Origin of the sequence: Thermoanaerobacterium thermosulfurigenes (genome assembly GCF_051201035.1) — a bacterium.
Lineage (GTDB): Bacteria > Bacillota > Thermoanaerobacteria > Thermoanaerobacterales > Thermoanaerobacteraceae > Thermoanaerobacterium > Thermoanaerobacterium thermosulfurigenes.
Window position 1 is genome coordinate 1 of the sequence record NZ_JBPODR010000015.1, and the last position, 23,444, is coordinate 23,444.

The following is a 23,444-nucleotide window of genomic DNA, read 5'->3' on the forward strand; positions in this document are numbered from 1 at the left end:
GTGTGCATAATTGTGTAAATTACTATTACTTTTTTCTGGCAAAGCATTAAGTTTTCAAGGAACAGAGTAATTATTTATGTGCGAAGTTTTAGTTAAGGTTATAATAATAATCGAGAGAGAGAAAAGCCTCTCCTTGACCTCCCTTATTATAGCAGCTCGAGCCACCCCTCGGGCTGCATTTATTTTACCCATCGACATGAAATTATTAAAAATAATTTACAATATGTTCACAGTTTATTAAAAATTCTAATTTATAATGTAATCATGAGAGATGATAAGGAGGATGATGAATATGGATTTTGAAAATGAACAAAACAAAAATATAGGCGAAAATGAAATAGATAATTTCAAGGCTTACGATGCCTTAGGTTCTGATGACATAAAAGGCGAAAATATAGATGACACTCAGGAAATTCCAGCAACATATAGCGCCGCGGAAAGCGGAACCTATACGACACCAAGGGTAGAATTTAGAAGCAACAAAAAAAGCTTAGGCAAGATGGTTAAAAGATTCAGAAGAAGGATGCTTGTTTCATTTGTATCTGTTGCATTGATTGCAGCACTTATCGGTGGTGGAACTGTCGCAGGAATCATGAAATACACTAATTTAGGGCAACAGACACAGGTTATAAATAGGTACTTGCCACTTTCATCATCAGACAATAGCAATTTTAACTTGATTGCCAATATAGCTAAAATTGTAAGTCCTTCTGTTGTTGGAATAGATACAAGCGTATCATACTCCAATGGATTTGGAAGTGCACTGGTGCCTGAAGGCAGTGGTTCTGGAATAATCATCGATTCACAAGGCTATATTGTAACAAACAACCATGTTGTGGATGGTGCTTCTAAGATAACAGTAAATTTATCTGATGGTAGAAAGTTCCCTGCCCAACTTATAGGAAAGGATTCAAAGACTGACTTGGCAGTATTGAAGATAAATGCTACGAATTTGATTCCGGCAAAATTAGGTGATTCATCAAAACTTGAAGTGGGAGATCTGGCAGTTGCTATAGGAAATCCTCTTGGTGAAAGCTTTGCAGGTACGGTTACAGCAGGTATAATAAGTGGTCTTAACAGAAATCTTCAAAGCGATTATGGACCAGTAAATCTCATTCAGACAGATGCAGCTATAAATCCTGGAAACAGTGGTGGACCTTTAGTAAATAGCAATGGTGAAGTTGTCGGGATAACAAGTGTAAAGTTAACATCTACAGGTGGTTCAGACACTCAAGATCCATTTGGAATGTTCCAGAGTCAAGGCACACCTGTTGAAGGAATGGGATTTGCGATTCCGATAAATGAAGCAAAGCCTATAATAGATGACTTGATAAAACACGGATATGTAGAAAGACCAATGATGGGTGTAAGCGTGCAGGAAGTAACCCAACAAGATGCAGCGCAGTACAATATACCAGTTGGACTTTATATAGCGCAAGTACAGCAAGGAAGCGGTGCTGATGAAGCTGGACTTCAACCAGGTGATGTGATAACAGCAGTAGATGGCACAAAAGTACAGACTTTTGATGCACTGCAAAGCATAATAACTAAGCATAAAGTTGGTGACACGATTACTGTTACATTCTGGAGAAATGGCAGGACAATGAGTACAAAAGTAAAGCTTATGAGCAGTTCAAATGCACAATAAAATGTAAATAAAGCTAAATAGTTCTTTACCAGTCTCCTCCCGCTGGTAAGGAACTTTTTTTATTGTTAAACTTAAACTTTTTTTCACAGTTTTTTGTGATATAATAAAAAATAGCATGACTGGAGGGGTTATGATGTACATTGTTGTAGGACTTGGAAATCCCGGAAAAGAGTATGAAAAGACGAGGCACAATGTAGGTTTTGAAGTCATAGACAGTCTTTCTAAAAAGTTAGATATAGCTGTAAATAAAATAAAATTCAAATCATTAATTGGTGAAGGCCTTTATAAAGGTGAAAAAATAGTGCTGCAAAAGCCTCAAACATTTATGAATTCCAGTGGTGAGGCTGTTTACGATATAGTTGATTTTTACAAATTGCCACTTTCTAATTTGATTGTGGTATACGATGATAAGGACCTGGATGTGGGTAAAATAAGAGTGAGGAAGAAAGGCAGTGCAGGTGGGCATAATGGAATGAAATCGATTATATATATATTAAATAGCGAGGACTTTCCAAGAGTGCGATTAGGCATAGGAAAGCCTAAAGGCGACATGATACAGCATGTTTTGGGTAGATTTGAGGAAAGGGATATGGATATAGTTGCAAATTCTATCGATAATGCCGCAAATGCCGTCTTGGATATAATAGAGAATGGAGTTGAACATGCCATGAATTTGTACAATGGCAACAATATATGTTTATCGTAGGTGGCTTTATAAGCGCTATTTTAGCGTACTTTTTGAATAAACTTGTTGTAGATATGTACGGTGACAAAGCTGTAATATACGGCGTGCCACTTATTGAGGAATCGTCTAAAACTGTCATGGGATACATCTTTGGCAGTGTCATTAGTGCTCATTTCGTATTTGGGGTTGTTGAAGCCTTTAAGGATTTTGTTGCATCACCAAAAGAAATAAATTTTAAGGCATCAGTTTTAAGCATTGTCACACACCTTGTTTTTGGAGTTGTTGCTTTTTACGTTTTAAGACAGGTAAATATATATGCAGCTATTTTTATGACAGCCGTCATTCATGGGTGCTGGAATTGGATTATGTTGAGGTGATTGCATTGTTTATAAAGCCTATAGAAAATTTGAGAGAGGTTGGAGAAATAAATGAGGCTCTCACAGATGAGAGGTTACCGCTTTTAATATATGGATTAACTGATTCTCAAAAAGCACACATTGCTCACTACATTGTAAAGAAATTAAATAAGAAGGTGCTTTTTATAACATACAACGATGTGGAAGCTAAATTGATGCATGAAGATTTAAGTTCGCTGTTAAATGGCGATGCATATTTGATTCCATCAAGAGATGCGCTTTTTTACAAAGTGGATGCGTCCAGTTTAGACATCACAGGCAAAAAACTTGCTGCTATTAGGAGAATCATTGATGATAAGCCTTATGCATTTGTTGCTTCAATAGATGGAGTGCTAAACAAAGTTGCGCCTAAAGACGTGTTTTTAAAGTATAAAAGGAATTACAAGATTGGCGATAAGGTGGACTTAAATGAGATTTCATCATTTTTTGTCACCATGGGATATGAAAGAGTCCCTATGGTGGAGGGGAAAGGGCAGTTTAGCATACGTGGCGGTATAATTGACTTTTTTTCTCCCATGGAAGAAGAAGGTTTTAGGATAGAGCTTTTTGACGATGAAATTGACTCTATAAGAAGCTTTGATACATTCACGCAAAGGTCTTTGGACAATGTAGACGAAGTTGAGTTGTTTCCTGCCAGAGAGTTTATTTTGGAAGATGAGAATATCAAAAAGGGGCTTTCCAATTTAAGCAGTAAGGTGAATTCGTACATCTCTAAAATAAAAGAGACTCAAAGCGGCAGAGCAGAAAAGATCAAGAAGAAATTTGATGAGATAATGGAAAATATTTCTGAAACCAGGAATATAACAAATATAGGGGAATTGATAGGCTTCTTTTACGATAATCTTTATTCCATCGTTGATTATTTTGATGATGCTTTTATAATAGTTGATGAAAATATGAGAGTGAAAGAAAGGGCCTCAAATATTTTTAAAGAGTTTAATGAGAATTTTAAGTCGTTGCTTTTGTCTGGTGAAGTCATACCTGAGCAGTCAAATCTTTTGTTTGGTTATGATGACATCCTTAGGAAGCTTTCGGGTAAATCGCTGATTTTAATGAACACAATTGTAAAGTCTGATGAAAATATACAGGCAAAAGAAATCGTTAATTTTGTATCAAGAACGATGCACCCTTTTCACGGTAAATTGGATCTTTTGGCAGATGACCTTAAGTTTTACAGAAATTCTGGTTACAAGGTTGTCATGCTTTCCAGTAATTTAGAGAGAGGAAAATTATTGAGAAATTCCCTTATAGGATATGGATTAGAGGTTCCTATCATTGAAGACGAAGAGTACGACATACCAGAAGGCGGTGTGTTAATATATCCAGGTACAATCAGCAAAGGGTTTGAGTACGTAGATGCTAAATTTGCTTTAATAAGCGATGTTGAGATTTTTGGCCAATCAAGGAGACCTAAAAGATCCGTTAAAGTTAAAAGTGATGGAAGGATTAAGAATTTTACAGAGCTTACTGTTGGTTCATACGTGGTCCATGTAAATTATGGCATAGGCAAATATGAAGGAATAGAGAAAATAACTGTCGATGGTGTCACGAAAGATTACCTTAAGATAAAATACGCTGGCGATGATAAGCTATTTGTGCCTGTTGAACAGTTGGATTTGGTGCAAAAATACATTGGACCAGAGGACAAACCGCCAAAGTTAAATAAGTTAGGCAGCAGTGATTGGTCTAAGCTTAAGAAAAGGGCCAAAAAAGCTGTTGAAGATATAGCGAAGGATTTGATTAAGCTTTATGCAAAAAGGCAGACAATGAAAGGATATGCTTTTTCTAAGGATACGCCGTGGCAGAAAGACTTCGAAGAAAAGTTTCCGTATGAAGAGACGGAAGATCAGCTTAGGTGCATAGAAGAAATAAAGAAAGATATGGAAAGCGATAAACCTATGGATAGATTGCTTTGCGGTGATGTAGGATACGGTAAGACAGAAGTAGCACTTAGAGCTGCGTTTAAAGCTGTTGCAGATGGGAAGCAGGTGGCTTTTTTATGTCCCACGACGATATTAGCCGAACAGCACTACAATAATTTTGTACAAAGGTTTAAAGATTTTCCAGTCAAGATTGAGATGCTTTCTCGTTTTAGAAGCAACAAGGAACAATCGCAAATAATTAAAATGGTAGCTGATGGTACCGTAGACATTCTGGTGGGGACACACAAGATTTTGCAAAACGATGTGAAGTTTAAAGACCTTGGACTTTTAATCATAGATGAAGAGCAGAGATTTGGTGTAAAACATAAGGAGAAGATTAAAAAACTTAAGGAAAACATCGATGTATTATCTCTTTCTGCGACACCTATTCCAAGGACACTTCACATGTCCCTTATCGGTATAAGGGACATGAGCGTATTGGAGAATCCTCCAGAAGATAGGTATCCAGTTCAGACATATGTGGTAGAATTTAATGAAGACCTCATAAGAGATGCAATTTTGAGGGAATTAGGGCGTGGAGGACAAGTTTACTTTGTCTACAACAGAATTGATGGCATTGAAAGAATGGCTTCGATTTTAAAAGAGTTAGTGCCTGAAGCTCGTATTGCTGTTGCACATGGTCAGATGGATGAAGGAAAACTGGAAGATATCATGATAGGATTCTTAAACAGGGAATATGACATATTAGTGTGTACCACAATAATTGAAACGGGCTTGGACATACCAAATGTAAATACCATAATAGTGTATGATTCGGATAAGATGGGGCTTTCGCAATTGTATCAATTAAGAGGAAGAGTTGGAAGGTCTAATAGATTAGCTTATGCGTATTTTACTTACAGGAAAGATAAAGTTATTTCAGAAGTGGCAGAAAAGAGGCTTGAGGCAATAAAGGAATTTACGGAGTTTGGCTCAGGGTTTAAAATCGCCATGAGAGATTTAGAGATAAGAGGTGCTGGAAATCTTTTAGGAGCTGAGCAACATGGACATATAGACGCAGTAGGGTACGACATGTACCTGAGGCTTCTCGATGAGGCAATCAAAAGCTTAAAAGGGGTATCTGAAGAAGACAAGCCCAATACAGCAATCGACATTAAAGTTAGCGCTTATATAGATAAAGAGTATATTGAAGATGAAAATCAAAGGCTTGAGATTTATAAAAAGATTTCTTCTATCGAAAACGAAAAAGACGTTGAAGACATAAAAGATGAGCTTATTGACAGGTTTAAAGAGTATCCGAAAGCCGTAGAAGCTCTTATAGATGTGGCTTATTTAAAAGCGCTGGCAAGAGATGCAAACATATTGGAGATTACTGAAAGAGGAAATTCCGTAATCTTGAAGTTTAAGGACAATAAGTCTATAAATTCAAGAATAGTTGATGCTTTAGTCAATGAATTTAAAGGAAGAATAATGTTTTCTGGCCAAATTCCGCCATACATCACCTATAAATATGGCAAAAAGGAAGACTTATTAAAGGAATTGATTGATTTGGTCAGCAAGATTAAATGTTTGCAGATAAATTAAAACTGATATATAATGAGTATATAAATAGTAATGTGAAAGGATGAATGCATTGAAGCTTAAAAGATTAGGAGCATTTTTAGCATTGACGTTGGTCATTACTACACTGACTTCTTGCGGTGTAAACAAAAACATTGTTGCGAAAGTTGATGGTCAAGACATAACGTTAAAAGAATATCAGGATTCATTTAATCAGGTTAAGGCGCAGATAGAAAGCGATCCACAGTACACTAAAGATATCTGGAATCAAAACTACAATGAGCAAAAGTTTATTGACGTAGTTGAGAATTCTGTATTGGACAATCTGATTCTGGAGAAGCTTTTACTGAAAGAAGCTGAAAAAGAGAAGTTTACAGCGACAGACAAAGAAATAACCGATGAATACAACGCGGAAAAAGCCACAAACAGCAAAGTCACCAAAGAGATGGCGAAAGACAATGTCCTTATAAACAAGCTTGTAGATAGCTGGACGAAAAATGTAAAAGTTACTGACAGTGAAGCTTTAAAATACTATAACGACAATAAAAGTCAGTTTGAGGTTGTTAAAGCCAGCCATATATTGGTTTCTGACGAGAAAACTGCCAATGAAATATACGATAAGCTTATGAAGGGCGCTAACTTTGCGGATCTTGCAAAACAATATTCGATAGATACTTCTACAAAGGACAATGGCGGTGAACTTGGAGAGTTTACAAGAGGCACAATGGTAAAAGAATTTGAAGATGCTGCATTTGCTCTAAAGCCTGGAGAGATATCGAAGCCGGTTAAGACACAGTATGGATATCACATAATAAAATCAGAGGGTAAAACGATAAAATCCTTTAACGATGTAAAAAGTAGCATAATATCATATCTTGAGAATACCAAAAAGCAGGATATATTTAATCAAAAATCAGATGCTCTTAAAAAGGCAGCAAAGATTGAAAAGTTTCCGCAAAATATAAAAGTTACTGTTTAACATTCCCCTTTGGTGTATGCCATAGATAAGCGTAGAAAGGTTTTGGCAGAAAAGATAAGCCGTATTTTTTCTTCGTTAATTGTGTTCTGTTTTATAATATATGCGTACTATATAAAAATGATACAGTTACAGAGGATGGGTGCGAAAAAGAATGTGTATGAGCCATTCTTTAGCAATAGAAAAGTAGCTACAAAATAAAAAATAACTATAAAAAGGAATACAGTTTTTCTGCTGTATTCCTTTTTATAGTTTATTGCATAAAACGAACAAAGAAATTTTAATGTATTTAATTCTTTTTAGAAAAATATAAGAAAATTTTATATAATAGATAGATAATAAAAATTAAACTTATGACATTTATTATTTGAATAATAATAGAAAAAAGTTTAAATATCATTTTTAACCCTTTCTTTACCTTATTTAATTTATTATACCACCATAATAACTTACTGATAAATCAATTGGATAAGAAGCAATTTTTAGTAATCCATCAATAATAAGATATTCGTTTAGTACCCCTCCGCCATATACGTCAACTCTATACCTATCCGAGCTAATAACATGATAAGCATATCTTTCATCCCATTCAACACCGAGAGTAACACCAGTTAAGCTCGTCCATTCTTTACAATCTGTTATAATTTCTTCTAAATGTGTACCTCCTAACGATCTAACTTGTGTAAATACATCTGCGTCTAAACTTACGAATCCCCCTATATTAACAGTTTCTGAAGTGTTAATGTGATGTTTACCTGTACTCTCTAAAATGACGTTGCTGTTCATGTCGTTTATGTTGTTTTTATCTATCAAAAAATCGTTAGCATAATATGTTTTATGGATTTCAACAGGTCCTTTTGGCTGTTTTTCTAAAAATGCTTTTAATTCATCAATAGAATTAAACTTGATTGGCACGATTCCTTCTGGTACTTTATCTACATCTTTTAAATTATATTCTTTGCTAAGATTATCTAATAAAATTTTGTCTCTTGTAACCGTATCTACCATGTTGTTATCAACTTTTGCAAAAGCAACTGATGATGTCGATAAAATTAAAGCCAAGCACAATAGAAGTAAAAATAGTCTTTTCATTTAAATCATTCCTTTATTCTATTTTTTATCAATTATACATTATTTATTATATTTTGTAAATATTTTTTAATAAAAATTCTGCACACAAAAAGGAATATAGTTTTGATACTGTATTCCTTTTTGTGTCTGCATATCTCATAAAACAAATAAGAAACAACAGAAACACGGAGGAGGTGCTTGAAATGGATATTGAAAAGAAATCTTAAAGTACGCCATCGGATGGTTCCCAAATATTTTTATAAATTTTTTTTAATTCTTGTTCACTAAAAAGACACTTCTTAAGTGTCTTTTTTATGTATAAAATTATGGAAATGCATAAATACTAATCTTGAACTTAAAATTTCAGGAAATGGAGGTACATAATTTGAAAGCGACTGGAATTGTTAGAAGAATAGATGACCTTGGAAGAGTTGTAATTCCAAAGGAAATAAGAAGAACATTGAGGATTAGAGAAGGTGATCCGTTAGAGATTTTCACTGACAGAGAAGGTGAAATAATATTAAAGAAGTACTCTCCTATAAGTGAACTTGGAGACTTTGCACAAGAATATGCAGACAGCATATATCAATCAACAAAACAACCTGTTTGCATAACAGATGGTGACAATGTCATTGCTGTTGCAGGGATGCCTAAAAAAGAATTGATTGACAAACCGATAAGTCCAGAGTTAGAAAAGTACATGGAGGAAAAGAGGACTGTCATACTTGGCGAAGGCAAAGATAAAGGCACTATTGCAATAGCAGAAGGACAGGAATTTATGCCAGTATCACAGGTTATAGTTCCGATTATTTCACGAGGTGATACGATTGGAACTGTAATAATCTTTACGAGAGAAAGCGGCGTTGTTCTTACTGATGTTGAGGCTAAAATAGCTGAAACTGCTGCTACATTCTTAGGAAAACAAATGGAAGAATAATATATAACAAGTATATAGAACCCTGCATATTATAGTATATGAAAATGACTATAATGTTGTGGGGGGATCTTTATGCCTTTTAAAGTCAATGACATAGTAGTGAGGAAATCACACGGTTTTGATTTGCTGTTTAAAGTTATAGATGTCATAGAAAATAGAGGAACGAGACATTATCTGTTACACGGACTAAATATGCGCATTATTGCTGATGCACCTGAAGATGATCTTATGCCGGCTTCATTGACCAGGATTAACGAATACGATGAACCATATCAGAAAAAAGCAAATTATCTAATTAAAAAGATTGCTCAATCAAAAGATTTTAGAAAATCAAATGTGATGCGATCAAACCGAAGTGAGCCTTATGGCAAACCTGGCACGGTTCTCCATATAGATGGCGATGAAGGATATCTAAATATTTGCTTAGATGCATACAAGAAGGCAAATATAATAGCTTATGGAGAAATAGTAGATGAAAAAGAGCAGCCTGATAAAGTGGTGGCTTTACTAAATAAATACAAACCGGATATATTGGTACTGACAGGACATGATGGCGTGAAAAACACCAGAAACTATTCAGATCTAAACAACTATAGAAACTCAAAGTATTTTGTAGAAGCTGTAAAAAAAGCCAGAAGCTATGAGCCATCGTTGGATGATTTGGTGATTTTTGCAGGTGCTTGCCAGTCTAATTACGAAGCGTTAATATCATCAGGAGCAAATTATGCAAGTTCACCTGAAAGAGTGCTGATACACTGTCTTGATCCTGTTTTGGTGTGTGAAAAAGTAGCTTACGCTCATATAAATGAGATAGTAAAAATTGAAGAACTTATTCAGGATACCATCACAGGTTCGGCAGGGATTGGCGGATTGCAGACGATGGGAAAGTTTAGATATGGCGTTCCAAAGGCTAAATTTTAGCGAGTCAACTGACTCGCTATTAATTTTTCTCGGTATATATCGGATATTTCTCTATTTAGCGCATTTATTTGTGTTTTTAAGCATGTATTGATTTGTTGACAAACTACTTTTTCACTGGTATAATAATATATTTTATTTGACAGGAGATGAAAAATGTGTTATAATATTTTCAGAATTTTGTAAGGAGTGATAAAATTGGCCGATAGATTAGCCCTACATGAGATTAAAAAGAAGCTGGATGACCATGTTGGCTCCAGAGTCCGGCTAAAAACTAACGGTGGTAGAAAGAAGACAATAATCCGTGAAGGATTTTTAGAAAAAACATATCCCAGTATTTTTATTATTGTCATAGATGGACATGGAACAACCCGCAGGGTCTCATATAGTTATTCTGACATTTTGACAGATACAGTTGAGCTTACACTTATGAAAGGTGAAAAGGAAATACGATGCATGTAACAAAAAACCGATTGTCATCGGTTTTTTGTTTTTAGCATATTTTGTGACCTCCTTTTATATTATTATATTAGATAAATATAGCTTCTATATTTGATCATATATTTAATACGAGGAGGTAAAAAAATGTTACAAGGTGCATTGACAAACCCCATAAGCTATGACAGATTTGTAGGAGGGGAAGATAGTCAGGCGCTTATAGAAAGCGACGTAATAGTACCGGAAGACATGCCTGATGCTATAAATGTTATTGCAGTATTAGGAGAATCTGTAATAAATGATGTTGTTGAAAGCGACGGCAAGATTCAAGTTGATGGGCAGCTTAAGCTGAATATAATATACGTAGCTGACAAAGACAAAAAACTCGCTAAAATTAACAAGTCGGTGGATTTTACGCATTTTTTAGAGATTGACGGTGTTGATTCAAAGTGCAAATCAATTGTCAACTGCCGGGTAGAACATGTAGATTTTTCTCTTATCAATAGCCGAAAAATAAATGTAAAGGCAATAGTTAGCGTATGCGGAAGGGCATTTGCAAAAGAAAAGAAAGAAGCCATAGTGGGAATACAAGGCGATGAAGGGGTAGAATATTTGAAAAAGACCATCAAATTGGCAAATATCGTAGGTCAAAACAGCGCAGAGACTTTCTTGAAAGAGCAAGTTAAAATTTCTGACGGTGAACCTAATGTTTCTAAGATATTAAAAGTTGACATGATCATAAAGCCTGATGAGCCTAAAATAACAGATAACCGCGTCATAATACAGGGTAGTGTCCATGTGTATATAGTGTACGAAGGTGATTCGAAAGATGAGTACGGCTATGAAGAATGTGACCTAAACTATGCTAATTTTATAGACGTGCCTGGCGCATTAAGCTATATGAATGCCAATACGTATGAAAGAATAATTGAGAAAAACATAGAGATATTGCCTGATGAAAGCGGAGATAACAGGATGATCGACATAGAATTGGTTTTAAAGACTGATACTATTGTGACAGAAAAAGATGAAACTGAAATTCCAGTAGACATATACGGCATCAACAGAAACGTTGAGCCTGTAATCGAGAAAATAGAAGCCATAAGTCAGCAAGGGCGCTTTAAATCACAAGCCATATTTAAAGAAAATGTGGAGTTTAAAAACAATGTCCGTAGAATAATTGATGTTGTTGCATATCCTGTCCTTTCAGACTATGCTTTAAAAGACGGAAAAGCCATCTTAGAGGGTGTGATTGATTATAATATCATATATATAGGCGATAATGGAAATCCGATGTCATATAAAGATGAAGCACAGTTTAAGACGTTTTTAGATGTACCGATGGATGACGGAGATCTTTTTGTTGATCTAAAAGTAACGCATATTACCTATGACATTATGGCAATGAAAGAGGCAGAACTTAAATTTGTAGTCGATGCGACTGTAGATGCCTTTAAAATTAGCAAGTACGATGTGCTTATAGATGCAAAAGAAGCTGAAGATGTAAGAAGCGAAGAAAATAGGCACAGCATTACGATATACATGGTTCAAAAAGACGATGAGCTTTGGGACATAGCTAAAAGGTACAGGACTTCTAAAGAAGAAATAATTAAAGTAAATGAATTAAAAGATGAGAGGATTTTGGCTGGCTCAAAGCTTATAATACCTAATAAAATATGAGGCTTAAGCTAAAGTTGGAATTTATGATTTATTCCAACTTTATTTTATTTCATGGAGAAAATTTATTTGTCGATTTAAACATATGTAGAAGGATTTTCGTGTATAATGTATAATATATAATATAGCGTAAATTTTTTGTGGAAGTGAACTGGTTATGGATAAATTAAAGGCGAAATCGTACGCAAAAATAAATTTGGCACTTGATGTCAAAGGGAAAAGAGATGATGGATACCACTTTGTTGAGATGGTTTTGCAATCGATAGATTTATATGATAAATTAGAATTTGAGATGTGTGATGACATATTTCTCGAATGCGATAGGAAGGATATACCTACAGATAGATCTAATTTAATCATAAAAGCAGCAGATTTATTAAAAAGGGAATTTGGTGGATACGGTGTTCACATTAGGCTTGAAAAAAACATACCAATTGCTGCAGGACTTGCTGGTGGCAGCTCAAATGCTGCGGCAACTTTAGTCGCTCTAAACAAACTTTGGAATCTCAATATAAAGTTGTCTGTCTTAAAAGATTTGGCCGTTTCTTTAGGGGCTGACGTTCCTTTTTGCATAGATGGTGGTACTAAAGTGGCTTCTGGTATAGGCGACGTGCTTCAAGACTTACATACGCCCAATTTGAAATTGCTAATAGTAAAGCCTCATATATCTGTATCGACAAAGGATGTATATACTGAATATGATAATCTTTCTTTCATAGAAAATAATTATACTAAAAATATGGTTGATGCTATAAACTCAGGAAGTATCATGAATATATGTATGAGTCTAGGAAATGACTTGGAGCGGATAACCATCAAAAAATATCCTATTATAGGCGATATAAAAAAGACGATGGTTGAAAGAGGTGCATTAGGTACTCTTATGAGTGGCAGTGGACCAACGGTATTCGGTGTTTTTGATGATAGCGCAAAATTAGGGGTTGCTTATGATTCTTTTGTGGCTGATGGATTTTATGCATATATTTCTAATACTATTGATAAGGGGATAGAACTTTATGAATAACTATTTGCCATTAGAAAATTACAAACCGCTTAGAGATATCGTATTTGATTACATGAAAAATGCTATTATAACAGGCGAATTTAAGCCAGGAGAAAGGCTTATGGAGGTACAGTTGGCGGAGAAACTGGGAGTTAGCAGGACTCCTGTAAGGGAAGCCATAAGAAAGCTGGAGTTGGACGGGCTTGTCGTCATGGTGCCGAGAAAAGGTGCATATGTGTCAGATCTTAGTACGAAGGATCTGCTCAATGCGTTTGAAGTCAGGCAGTCTTTAGAAGGACTTGCAGCATCACTTGCTGCTGAAAGGATAACAGACGATGAACTAAAAAAGCTAAAAGAAATATTGGACAAATTTTATGAGGGGATACAAGAAAACGACGTAGAAAAGTTGATTAAATACGATCAGGAATTTCACGATTTGATATTTAATGCTTCAAGAAATGAAAAACTGGTGCAAATAATGAACAATCTTCAGGAGCATGTTCATAGGTTTAGAGTAAGGTATATAAGCGATTTTAAAAAATCAAAGAAGCTGTATCAGGAGCACAAGAAGATACTGGAGTCATTGGAGATGCGTAGTTCTGACAATGCTCAAAAGTGGGCGGAGAAACACATACAGAATTTTCAAAATGATTTAGTAAAAGATATGAAGCATTTTAGCAATGGAGAGTGAATGAATTATGAATGCTTTAATACTGGCTGGGAGCACTGGCGATGAGAAGCTTCCGGAAAAGGCTCTTATTAAGATAAAGGATAGGTACATGATATCGTACGTCATTGATGCATTAAGAGGTTCTGGGAAAGTAGATAAGATTGCTGTAGTAGGCGACAGGGAGAAGCTCCAATGTATAGATGGCATAGATATATTGATAGATCAAGGAAATTCCATAATAGAAAATGTCGTCAAGGGAATCGAACCTTTTAAAAATGATAGGCGTGTATTGATATTGACGTGCGATATTCCTATGCTTACAAAAGAAGCAGTAATAGATTTTGTAGAGCAGTCTGAAGCCTTGAATGCGGATTTGTGTTATCCAATAGTTAAAAGAGAGGACAACGAGAGGAAATTTCCAGATGCAAAGAGGACCTACGCTAAAATCAAAGAAGGTACTTTCACCGGTGGAAATATATTTTATATAAATCCTCAAATTGTCGATGCCTGCATTGAAGCGGCAAAACAATTTATAGCGTTTAGAAAAAAACCGTGGAAGTTAGGACAGTTGCTGGGCTTTAGGATTCTCATATTGTTCGCTTTTGGGCGTGTAACTATAAGCCAGCTTGAGAGAAAGGTGTCAGAGCTTTTCAATATTAACGCAAAAGCCGTAATATCTAAATACCCTGAGATAGGCAATGATGTAGATAAGGACGAAGACGTGGAAATGGCAAATAAGTATATAGCTTAATATATATGCAAGAGAATAGGCGAAGGCCTATTTTTTTTGTATATATTTTTTTTATTGTGAAATACTTAAAAAAGGTGATGTGGATATGATGAATGTATTTCTTTTTTTGAAACAAGTTTTTAACGTGTATCTGGTTACCGTACTTTTCATAACAGGTTTTTATGAATCGGTGTTTGAGCCTAAAGATTTGAAGAAAAAAGGTCTTGATAAAGATTCAAAAATCTGCAGAAATATAGGCATAGCGTATCTTTTAATTGATGCTGTTATGTACATAATCATTAAATTTTCACCGATTTGATGAGAAAGGGGTGCTTTTTTTGGGATTTTTTAATAAACTTTTTAAAAATAAAAACAATGATAATAGGGAAGGCAAAGATGTGGAAAGTCCAAAGGTTAAAGAAGATATTGAAGAAAATATAAAGTACATAAAGGATATGTTAAAAGATTCTGATGACATAATTTACAGAGAATTTTGGGTTGGGGAGGAATTCCAGCACAAATTAGAGTTAGTATTTGTGGATGGGCTTGTGGACAAAGGCATTATAAACGAGCACGTGATGCATTCCCTTATGCTTGATTCAAGGCAGGCAAAACCTTCAATTGATGAGATCAAAAAAAACATATACGAAGTAATTAAAAAGGCAGCCATAACTGGCGGCGACATAAAGGAAATTGACGATTTAGACAAATGTATAACATCTATACTTTCAGGTGATACTGCTCTTTTCTTAGATGGACATTCTAAAGTTGTCATTATATCCAGCAGAGGATGGCAGATGAGATCTGTTGCACCTCCTGAGACAGAGATGGTTGTACGGGGCGCAAGAGAAGGCTTTACTGAGACTTTGAGGGTGAATACAGCTCTTGTCAGAAGGTGGATAAGGGATCCGAAGTTTAAGATAAAGCAGATGCAGATAGGGAAAAGGTCTAAGACGGATATTGCTTTACTGTACATAGATGACATAGTCAATAAAGATTTATTGTCATTGATAAAAGAAAGGCTTAATCAGATAAACATAGACGGCGTTTTAGAAAGCGGCTACATTGAGCAGCTTATAGAGGAAGATTGGCATTCGCCATTTCCACAAATGCTTAACACCGAAAGACCTGATAAAGTTGCTGCATCAGTGTTGGAGGGGAGGATTGCCATACTAATAGATAATTCACCCTTTGCCCTGATAATACCTACAACGTTGGCTACACTATTCCAATCGCCTGAAGACTATTTTGAGAGATGGATGATTTCCTCACTTCTCAGGATACTAAGGTTTACGGCGGCAATCATTGCCCTTGTAGGTCCATCTATATACATAGCTTTTACATCATACCATCCTGGCATGATACCTACAAAATTAGCTCTTTATATAGCGTCAACAAGGCAAGGTGTCCCATTTCCTGCCTTTATGGAAGCATTGATAATGGAAGCGACTTTTGAACTTTTAAGAGAAGCCGGAATAAGGCTTCCTGTTCCAATAGGTCAGACGATAGGTATAGTAGGCGGTTTGATCATCGGTCAGGCTGCTGTAATGGCAGGAATCGTAAGCCCGCTGATGGTAATAGTGGTAGCAGTTACTGCCGTTTCGTCTTTTTCTATACCCAGTTACAGTGCTGCTATTGCCTTTAGGCTTTTAAGGTTTGTTTTTATGCTATTAGCGGCTGTATTGGGGTTATACGGCATAATGCTTGGCTTTATAATTATGCTGACACATCTGGTTGTGCTTAAAAGCTTTGGACTACCATATTTATCTCCATTTGTAGAGATAAATTTAAGCGATTTGGCAGACACAATTATAAGAGCGCCGCTAATGGTCTTTAAAAAGAGGCCCCCTACACTTGATACTCAGGATAAGAAGCGGATGAAAGATTTAAGGCCGGAAAAGATCGAAAGCGTAGAAGTAGACCGGAGGGATAATAATGATAAAAAACAATGACAAGATTTCAGAAAATCAGCTTTCTATATTGCTTTTTACTACTATGTTGGGAGCTGGCGTATTAAGCTTGCCTGCAGACGTGGCTAAAGCAGCAGGACCCAATGGTCTTATTGTGATACTTTTAGGGGGACTTGTGGCATTGGTATTTGCCAGGATTATAAGTTATGTGGCATCAAGATTTCCGACGGAGACATTTGTAGAGTATTCCGAAAAGCTTATGACTAAGCCTGTGTCTATTTTGCTTACAATATTCTTAATAGTGTATTTTTTGATTTTTTGCAGTTTGAATTTAAGGATATTCGGTGAAGTTGCAAAGTCATACCTACTGAATAGCACCCCTATAGAGGTTATAATGATAACTTTGCTTTTCACATCAGCGTACATTGTGCGATATGGGATAGAACCCATTGCAAGGATGTCAGAGATACTTTTCCCTATAATGGTTATACCTGCAATTATCATCCTTTTGCCAGCCATTACAGATATAGATTTAAGCAATTTTTTGCCTGTACTTAGAATTTCGCCTTTAAGGCTTGCAAAAGGTGTTTTGCAGACTACCTACAGTTTTATCGGATTTGAAATATTGTACGTCATATTTCCATATATTCAATTAGGAAACAAGCTAAAAAAAAGCATAAATGTATCATTTTTTTCTATAATATTTTTTTATCTTTACATCACGTTTTTTACCATAGGCATATTTGGATACAAGGAAACAAGTGTTCAATTATGGCCATTGCTTACAGTCATAAAATCCATAAATTTTCCGGGCTTTTTTATTGAAAATCTTGAAAGCCTTATAATGGGTATCTGGACGTTTGCGGTGTTTACATCTATATCGGCTTTTCATTATGCTGCTACACTGAGCTTGTCAAAGCTTATAAAGGCGAGGGAACATTCATATCTGGTTATACCGCTCATACCCATCATATACTTCATGGCACTTATACCTGAATCAATCGTAGAGGTATACAGATACGCATCATACGCCATATATTTAGCTCTGTTTTTTGTGATCATCCTTCCTTTGTTAATGTGGGCTATAGTGAAAATAAGGCATGGAGGTGAAAAGCAATGAAGAAACTCATTATCACATTGATACTGATTATACCGTTAATTTTGACAGGATGCTGGGACAAAGTAGAAATAGAAGATAGAGCATTTGTGATGGCTATAGGGATTGACACGTCGAATCAAGCCAAAAATTACGTAGTGACTTTCCAATTTCCAAATGTAAAACAGGTATCCAGTGCTGCAGGTGGCGGTGGTGGCGGTGGTGGACAGCCTAATTTTTCCATTTCAGAAATTGGGGATACAGTTTTTTCTGCATCCCGTCATGTAAGCACAAGGCTTGATAAAAGGCTTTTTTTAGGTCATACGAAAGCTGTAATATTAGGCAAGGATGTAGTCAGCAATAGGGATAAATTCCTTGAAGTGTTGGATACTTTAGATAGAAGCTATGAATTAAGCAGGAAGTTAAGGTTGCTTGTGACAAATGGCAAGGCACAAGATATACTGCTTAAAAATTACAAATTTGATCCAGATATTGGTGCATATATTGATGATATATTCAAACAGTACAACAGGACGTCAATATTTCCTAATATAGATTACAATAAAATAACTAAATCGTTGCATGACACAAATGGAAATGCCATAATTCCAGTTATATCAGCGGGAAAAGATGAACTAAAAATTGCTGGTTCTGCCATCATAAAAAATTACAGACTGGCGGGATGGCTGTCAGATGGGGAAAACATGGGGTACATGTGGCTTATGGGCTTTGTAAAAGGTGGAGACATTACGTTTAACATGCCTACAACTGACGGTAAGGAAGTAAAGGTGCCATTTAACATCACAAATACAGTTATGAAGAGACAGGTTACTGAACAAAATGGAAAAATAATATACAAATTAAAATACGATGTTGAAGGAGAAGTGACAGAATACAGCTTTCAAAAGCATGGACAGATGTTTGACACAAATGTATTAAGCACAATGGAGAAAAAAGCTGACGGCGTAATTGAAAAAATGATAAATGAGTCACTTAAAAAATTTCAGGAGGACTTAAAAGTCGACATGATTGGTGTAGGAGACTACATTGAGAAGTACAATCCTTCGCTTTGGAGCAAAGTTGGGTCAACTTGGAATGAGAAATTTCCGGATGTTGTGGTGGAGCCTATTGTGACTACGCACATTAGGCGGATAGGTTTATTTAGATAAATTTTGTATAATTCCTATCTTGTTTGGCAATAATTGAAATCGAAGACAATTTTAATTGCAATTGTCAAATAAAAATAATTGGGGGATTATACATAATGAAGCGTTTTTTTGCAATTGTTCTGATAATTTCTACAGTATTCCTCTTTGAGATAAGTAAAAACGATGACACATACGCCATGAAAAAAGATATCTCAAATAAGCTTATCAGATTTCACGTTATAGCCAACAGCGATTCTAAAGAGGACCAAAGCCTAAAGCTAAAAGTGAGAGATGCTGTAATCAAAAGCATGAACGATAAATTCATCGGTGTGACGAATCTAAAGGAGTCAGAAGAAATAATAAAGAAGAACATACCATACATACAAAAGATAGCGCAAGATGCTGTTTACGCCAATGGGAAAAATTATGGTGTCAAAGTCATGTACGGTCGCTTTGATTTTCCTACAAAATACTACGGAACAATCACACTGCCTGCAGGAAATTATAATGCACTTAAGATTGTTATAGGCAAAGGAGAGGGGAAAAATTGGTGGTGTGTGATGTTTCCGCCACTGTGTTTTATCGATATAACACATGGGCTTACAAGTGAAGAAACGAAGAAGGAATTAAGCAGGTTCTTGTCAGAAGATGAATTGTCCATGATAGAGACAGAAAAACCACAGGTAAAATTTAAAGTTGTGGAAGTGTTGGAAAGATATTTTAATGAAATAAGAATGGCATTAAAAGATTAGGAGGAAAACTTAGATGACGAAGTACACACAGAATGATGCGCCTTTATTTGAGGCGCTTAAAAATTATGTAGAGGAAAATGTGTATGCCTTTCATGTTCCAGGGCATAAGCACGGGAAGGGAAATAGAGAATTTACCCAATACGTTGGAAGTGCAGTGATGGGCATTGACGTCAACAGCATGGAGGATTTGGACAATCTTGCAAATCCAGTAGGTGTAATAGAAGAAGCACATAAACTTGCAGCAAAGGCCTTTGGTGCGGATTATGCCTATTTTTTGGTCAACGGCACTACGTCTGGAATACAGGCTATGATAATGGCGGCTACAGAGCCGGGTGACAAGATAATCATGCCGAGGAATGCTCACAAATCAGCTTTTTCAGCCCTCATTCTATCAGGTGCAGTACCTGTTTACCTGTATCCTGAAATAGATGAAGATTTGGATATAGCATTAGGAATTAGCGCCGACAAGGTACAAGAGGCAATTTTAGCCAACCCTGACGCTAAAGCAGTTCTCATATTGAATCCTACGTATTACGGCATTACGTCAGAATTAGAAAAGATAATCAATGTGGCACACGAGAATAATATGGCGGTTTTGTGCGATGAAGCGCATGGAAGCCATTTTTATTTTCATCCTGACATGCCTCATGGTGGTATTACACTTGGCGCTGACATTTGTGCCCTTAGTATACATAAAACGGGTGGCTCAATGACACAAAGCTCTCTTCTTTTGTCTAAGGGCAATAGAGTAGAAGTGTCTTCAATAAAGTCAATTTTAAACCTTTTGCAGTCTACGTCTGCTTCATACGTTTTGATGGCATCACTGGATGTGGCGAGAAAACAGTTGGCTACTAAAGGTGAAGAAATGCTCATGAAAGTCATAGAACTTTCAGAATACGCTCGTGAGGAAATCAACAAGATAGATGGATTAAAAGCCATTACTCAAAAAGATATAATGAGCCCATATATGTTAGATCCAACTAAACTTGTCATAAATGTATCAAAGACAGGCATGACGGGATACGAGATAATGAGAGAATTGAGGCTTAAATATCACATCCAGTTGGAGATGGCGGATCTTAGCAATATAATGGCAATAATAAGCCTTGGCGATGAAAAGGATGATGTAGAGCATCTAATACGCAGTTTAAAGGAATTTGCCAAGATGAATAAAAACAACGGTGAAATAACAACAGGAAACATAATAAGGCCGGAAGTCATCGTTGCTCCGAGAGATGCGTATTACAGCAAAAGCAGGTCAATTCTTTTGGATGATGCAGAGGGTGAAATATGTGCTGAGATGATTATGGCATATCCGCCGGGAATACCAATGATTTGCCCAGGTGAGAGGATAACAAAAGACATAATTGAAAGAGTAAAGCTGCTTAAAAGGCAGCATTGTCAGCTTCAGGGTACTGAAGATCCAAACATAGATCATATAAAAGTTTTGGGACACGTGTATAAAGTTTGATTCTCTACAAAAAATATCTACAAATACTAATTTGTAGAGGAGGAAAGAGATGAAAAACTATTCTATTTCAAGGATAAAAGTAGTTTTGCTTATATTAATATTATTTACGACTTTTTGCGTCGAGCTAAGCACATTAAACATGTCCATGAAGACAATGGCGAATTTGTATTGGGGCAATTCTGGTTCAGACGTATCGAGAGTCCAATCAAGGTTAAAAGATTGGGGATATTACGACGGACCTGTAGATGGATTTTTCGGAGTCAGAACATGGCTGGCTGTGAGAAAATTTCAGGCCAATAATGGACTTAATGTGACTGGAATTGTAGACGATCAGACGAAGGTGGCTTTGGGATTTAATATTAGCCAATACACTTCAATATCAAGTACATACACTCCAACGACATCTACTACTACAAACGACGATGTATACCTTTTGGCAATGCTTATAAACGGTGAAGCGAGAGGTGAGCCTTTTATAGGCAAAGTGGCCGTTGGAGCGGTTGTGATGAACAGAGTAAGGTCACCGATGTTTCCACATACAATTGCAGGCGTGATTTTCCAACCTGGAGCATTTTCTGCGGTTGATGATGGGCAAATGTGGCTTCCTCCAACTCAGGACTGCATAAGAGCTGCTCAGGATGCAATAGCAGGATGGGATCCAACAGGTGGAGCACTATATTATTACAATGCATCGAGAGTACAAAATTACTGGATTTTTAACAGGCCAATAATAACCCAGATTGGCAACCATATATTTGCAAGGTAGGTGATGTAAATGAAGAGAGTATCAACAGTCGTGATGCTTCTTTTGCTTTTAGTAGTAGGTGCATGGGGATACAATCAGTACATGCAGAAAGTAACGTACCATAGATATTTGCAAGCACAGTACGATAGGTCTTTTTATCAGCTTGTAAACAGCATAGAAAATATAGAGACATCAACAGGTAAGTTGATGGTTTCATCGCAGGAAAATACGACAATACCAATTCTAAGCGATGTATGGAGGCAGGCTTTTGAGGCACAGGAAAACTTAAGCCAGCTTCCCATAAGCCAGCCTGAATTAGACAACACTTCAAAGTTTTTGTCTCAAATCGGCGATTATTCTTACAGCCTTTCAAAAAACGTCGCTGACGGCAAAAAATTGACAGACAAAGATTTAAAGACAATATCAGAGTTACACAACTACGCAGTGTATCTTGGCAAAAGTTTGCAAGATTTAAGAAGCAAAATACAAGGTGGGTACGATTTGGACAATTTAAATAAAAAAGGCACTCAGAAGATGAGCCAGATAGACAGCAAAATATTGAATGTGAATATGAATACTGTAAATCAACAGATGTCTAACTATCCAACGCTTATATACGATGGGCCTTTTTCTGAAAGTCAAGCAAAGCTGACGCCAAAAGGATTGACTGGCAGCAATGTTTCGTACGATAACGCAGTGTCAATAGCAAAAAGGTTTTTAGGAAAACCAATATTGTCTGCGATTAAATACAGTCCTAACAATGGAAAGATAGACGCGTATGGAGTAGAATTAAAGCCAACTCAAAATGCTCCTTCTATATATGTGAATGTAAGCAAGAAGGGCGGGCATGTAATATGGCTTATGGATCAAAGGGCAGTTTCTAAAGTGAACATATCAGAGACACAAGCGTTAAATTATGCTATGAAGTTTTTAAAATCACATGGTTTCAGCAATATGGAAAATACTTATTCTATAAAGGCCAATGGAACGGTCCAATTTAATTTTACTCCTGTTCAGGATAACATAAGAATATATCCTGACATTGTCAAAGTAAAAATTGCATTGGACAATGGCGACATAGTAGGTTTTGACGCTACATCGTACTATATGTCACACGTTGATAGGAAAATAGAAAAACCAAAGCTTACTGAAGCTGAAGCGCAAAGCAAGGTCAGCAAGAATTTGAAGATTGAAAGTAGCCGATTATGCATAATACCATTAGATGGTGGCAAAGAAGTTTTGGCTTATGAATTTAAAGGAAACTACAGCGGTGATACATTTTACGTGTACATTAACGCGGAAAATGGCGTCGAAGAAAAGATTTTAAAAGTCATAAAGACAAATCAAGGCAATTTGACGATGTAATCTTTTTTAGAATAAAAAAGCGTTTAGCAGGAAAAATATAAATGGGCCCAAAAGGAGGAATTAAAAATGAGTAGACGTCGCAATAGCCTCATGTCAGATAACCTGAAAGAGGAATTGGCAAAAGAGTTAGGCGTTTACGACATTGTAAAGACTGAAGGTTGGGGAAGTGTATCATCTCGTGACTGCGGCAATCTTGTAAAACTCGCTATCAAGAAAGCCGAGGAAAGCATGGTACAGAACAATAACTTCTAAGTCTCCTCATTTAAAGCCCAGAAAGGCCGGGGAAGATAAATTTCTTCTCTGGCCTTTTAACGTTTATAATGACTTAAAAAATTTTTAATGCTA

General features: G+C 36.1%; 22 protein-coding genes. 21 read left to right on the forward strand and 1 reads right to left on the reverse strand.

What is annotated here, in order from left to right; genetic code table 11:
- Nucleotides 1-292: 292 nt before the first annotated feature.
- The 5 genes from HNR52_RS07315 (at nt 293) to HNR52_RS07335 (ending at nt 7,171) form a co-directional block, all read left to right on the forward strand.
- Nucleotides 293-1,648, forward strand: a complete 1,356-nt coding sequence (locus HNR52_RS07315) for a S1C family serine protease (protein ID WP_435620153.1) — start codon at nt 293-295, stop codon at nt 1,646-1,648.
- Between the two features lie 133 nt (nt 1,649-1,781).
- Nucleotides 1,782-2,354 carry an aminoacyl-tRNA hydrolase gene (pth, locus tag HNR52_RS07320; RefSeq protein ID WP_435620186.1) on the forward strand — a complete coding sequence of 191 codons (573 nt, stop codon included), beginning with the start codon at nt 1,782-1,784 and terminating at the stop codon, nt 2,352-2,354.
- Nucleotides 2,342-2,710 carry a hypothetical protein gene (locus HNR52_RS07325; protein WP_435620154.1) on the forward strand — a complete coding sequence of 123 codons (369 nt, stop codon included), beginning with the start codon at nt 2,342-2,344 and terminating at the stop codon, nt 2,708-2,710. Before pth ends, HNR52_RS07325 begins: the two co-directional genes overlap by 13 nt.
- Before the next feature lie 5 nt (nt 2,711-2,715).
- The gene (mfd, locus tag HNR52_RS07330; RefSeq protein ID WP_435620187.1) at nt 2,716-6,216 is read left to right on the forward strand and encodes a transcription-repair coupling factor; all 3,501 of its coding nucleotides are present in this window, start codon (nt 2,716-2,718) and stop codon (nt 6,214-6,216) included.
- A gap of 40 nt (nt 6,217-6,256) precedes the next feature.
- Nucleotides 6,257-7,171, forward strand: a complete 915-nt coding sequence (locus HNR52_RS07335; protein WP_435620155.1) for a peptidylprolyl isomerase — start codon at nt 6,257-6,259, stop codon at nt 7,169-7,171.
- Between the two features lie 420 nt (nt 7,172-7,591).
- Here the strand turns inward: HNR52_RS07335 and HNR52_RS07340 are convergent, their stop codons facing one another.
- Nucleotides 7,592-8,260: a hypothetical protein gene (locus HNR52_RS07340; RefSeq protein ID WP_435620156.1), complete on the reverse strand. Its 669-nt coding sequence runs from the start codon at nt 8,258-8,260 to the stop codon at nt 7,592-7,594.
- Between the two features lie 364 nt (nt 8,261-8,624).
- Here HNR52_RS07340 and spoVT point away from each other — a divergent pair, with 364 nt between their 5' ends.
- The 16 genes from spoVT (at nt 8,625) to HNR52_RS07420 (ending at nt 23,351) form a co-directional block, all read left to right on the forward strand.
- A complete protein-coding gene (gene spoVT / locus HNR52_RS07345) occupies nt 8,625-9,176 on the forward strand; it encodes a stage V sporulation protein T (RefSeq protein ID WP_013786976.1) in 552 nt (183 codons plus the stop codon).
- 72 nt (nt 9,177-9,248) lie between these two features.
- On the forward strand, nt 9,249-10,097 hold the full coding sequence (yabG, locus tag HNR52_RS07350) for a sporulation peptidase YabG (RefSeq protein ID WP_013786977.1): 849 nt from the start codon (nt 9,249-9,251) through the stop codon (nt 10,095-10,097).
- Between the two features lie 195 nt (nt 10,098-10,292).
- Nucleotides 10,293-10,556: a Veg family protein gene (locus HNR52_RS07355; protein ID WP_013786978.1), complete on the forward strand. Its 264-nt coding sequence runs from the start codon at nt 10,293-10,295 to the stop codon at nt 10,554-10,556.
- A gap of 123 nt (nt 10,557-10,679) precedes the next feature.
- Complete coding sequence (locus HNR52_RS07360) at nt 10,680-12,212, forward strand: DUF3794 and LysM peptidoglycan-binding domain-containing protein (RefSeq protein WP_435620157.1); 1,533 nt, start codon at nt 10,680-10,682, stop codon at nt 12,210-12,212.
- Between the two features lie 154 nt (nt 12,213-12,366).
- On the forward strand, nt 12,367-13,233 hold the full coding sequence (gene ispE, locus HNR52_RS07365; RefSeq protein WP_013786980.1) for a 4-(cytidine 5'-diphospho)-2-C-methyl-D-erythritol kinase: 867 nt from the start codon (nt 12,367-12,369) through the stop codon (nt 13,231-13,233).
- Entirely contained in the window at nt 13,226-13,903 is a 678-nt protein-coding gene (locus HNR52_RS07370; RefSeq protein WP_013786981.1) for a GntR family transcriptional regulator, read from the forward strand. Before ispE ends, HNR52_RS07370 begins: the two co-directional genes overlap by 8 nt.
- Nucleotides 13,904-13,910: 7 nt before the next feature.
- The gene (locus tag HNR52_RS07375; protein ID WP_013786982.1) at nt 13,911-14,633 is read left to right on the forward strand and encodes a nucleotidyltransferase family protein; all 723 of its coding nucleotides are present in this window, start codon (nt 13,911-13,913) and stop codon (nt 14,631-14,633) included.
- Between the two features lie 85 nt (nt 14,634-14,718).
- Nucleotides 14,719-14,931, forward strand: coding sequence for a CLC_0170 family protein (locus HNR52_RS07380; protein WP_013786983.1), 213 nt, complete (start codon nt 14,719-14,721; stop codon nt 14,929-14,931).
- A gap of 19 nt (nt 14,932-14,950) precedes the next feature.
- Nucleotides 14,951-16,564, forward strand: coding sequence for a spore germination protein (locus HNR52_RS07385; protein ID WP_435620158.1), 1,614 nt, complete (start codon nt 14,951-14,953; stop codon nt 16,562-16,564).
- A complete protein-coding gene (locus HNR52_RS07390) occupies nt 16,548-17,642 on the forward strand; it encodes a GerAB/ArcD/ProY family transporter (protein ID WP_435620159.1) in 1,095 nt (364 codons plus the stop codon). Before HNR52_RS07385 ends, HNR52_RS07390 begins: the two co-directional genes overlap by 17 nt.
- Nucleotides 17,639-18,787, forward strand: coding sequence for a Ger(x)C family spore germination protein (locus HNR52_RS07395; RefSeq protein WP_435620160.1), 1,149 nt, complete (start codon nt 17,639-17,641; stop codon nt 18,785-18,787). The genes HNR52_RS07390 and HNR52_RS07395 overlap by 4 nt, the downstream gene beginning before the upstream one ends.
- A 95-nt stretch (nt 18,788-18,882) precedes the next feature.
- Nucleotides 18,883-19,518, forward strand: a complete 636-nt coding sequence (gene spoIIR / locus HNR52_RS07400; protein ID WP_013786987.1) for a stage II sporulation protein R — start codon at nt 18,883-18,885, stop codon at nt 19,516-19,518.
- 13 nt (nt 19,519-19,531) lie between these two features.
- A complete protein-coding gene (locus tag HNR52_RS07405) occupies nt 19,532-20,989 on the forward strand; it encodes an aminotransferase class I/II-fold pyridoxal phosphate-dependent enzyme (protein ID WP_013786988.1) in 1,458 nt (485 codons plus the stop codon).
- 49 nt (nt 20,990-21,038) lie between these two features.
- On the forward strand, nt 21,039-21,755 hold the full coding sequence (gene sleB, locus HNR52_RS07410) for a spore cortex-lytic enzyme (RefSeq protein ID WP_013786989.1): 717 nt from the start codon (nt 21,039-21,041) through the stop codon (nt 21,753-21,755).
- Nucleotides 21,756-21,764: 9 nt separating this feature from the next.
- Complete coding sequence (gene ypeB, locus HNR52_RS07415) at nt 21,765-23,099, forward strand: germination protein YpeB (RefSeq protein ID WP_435620161.1); 1,335 nt, start codon at nt 21,765-21,767, stop codon at nt 23,097-23,099.
- A gap of 66 nt (nt 23,100-23,165) precedes the next feature.
- Nucleotides 23,166-23,351 carry a small, acid-soluble spore protein, alpha/beta type gene (locus tag HNR52_RS07420; RefSeq protein ID WP_013786991.1) on the forward strand — a complete coding sequence of 62 codons (186 nt, stop codon included), beginning with the start codon at nt 23,166-23,168 and terminating at the stop codon, nt 23,349-23,351.
- The last annotated feature ends 93 nt before the right edge of the window (nt 23,352-23,444 follow it).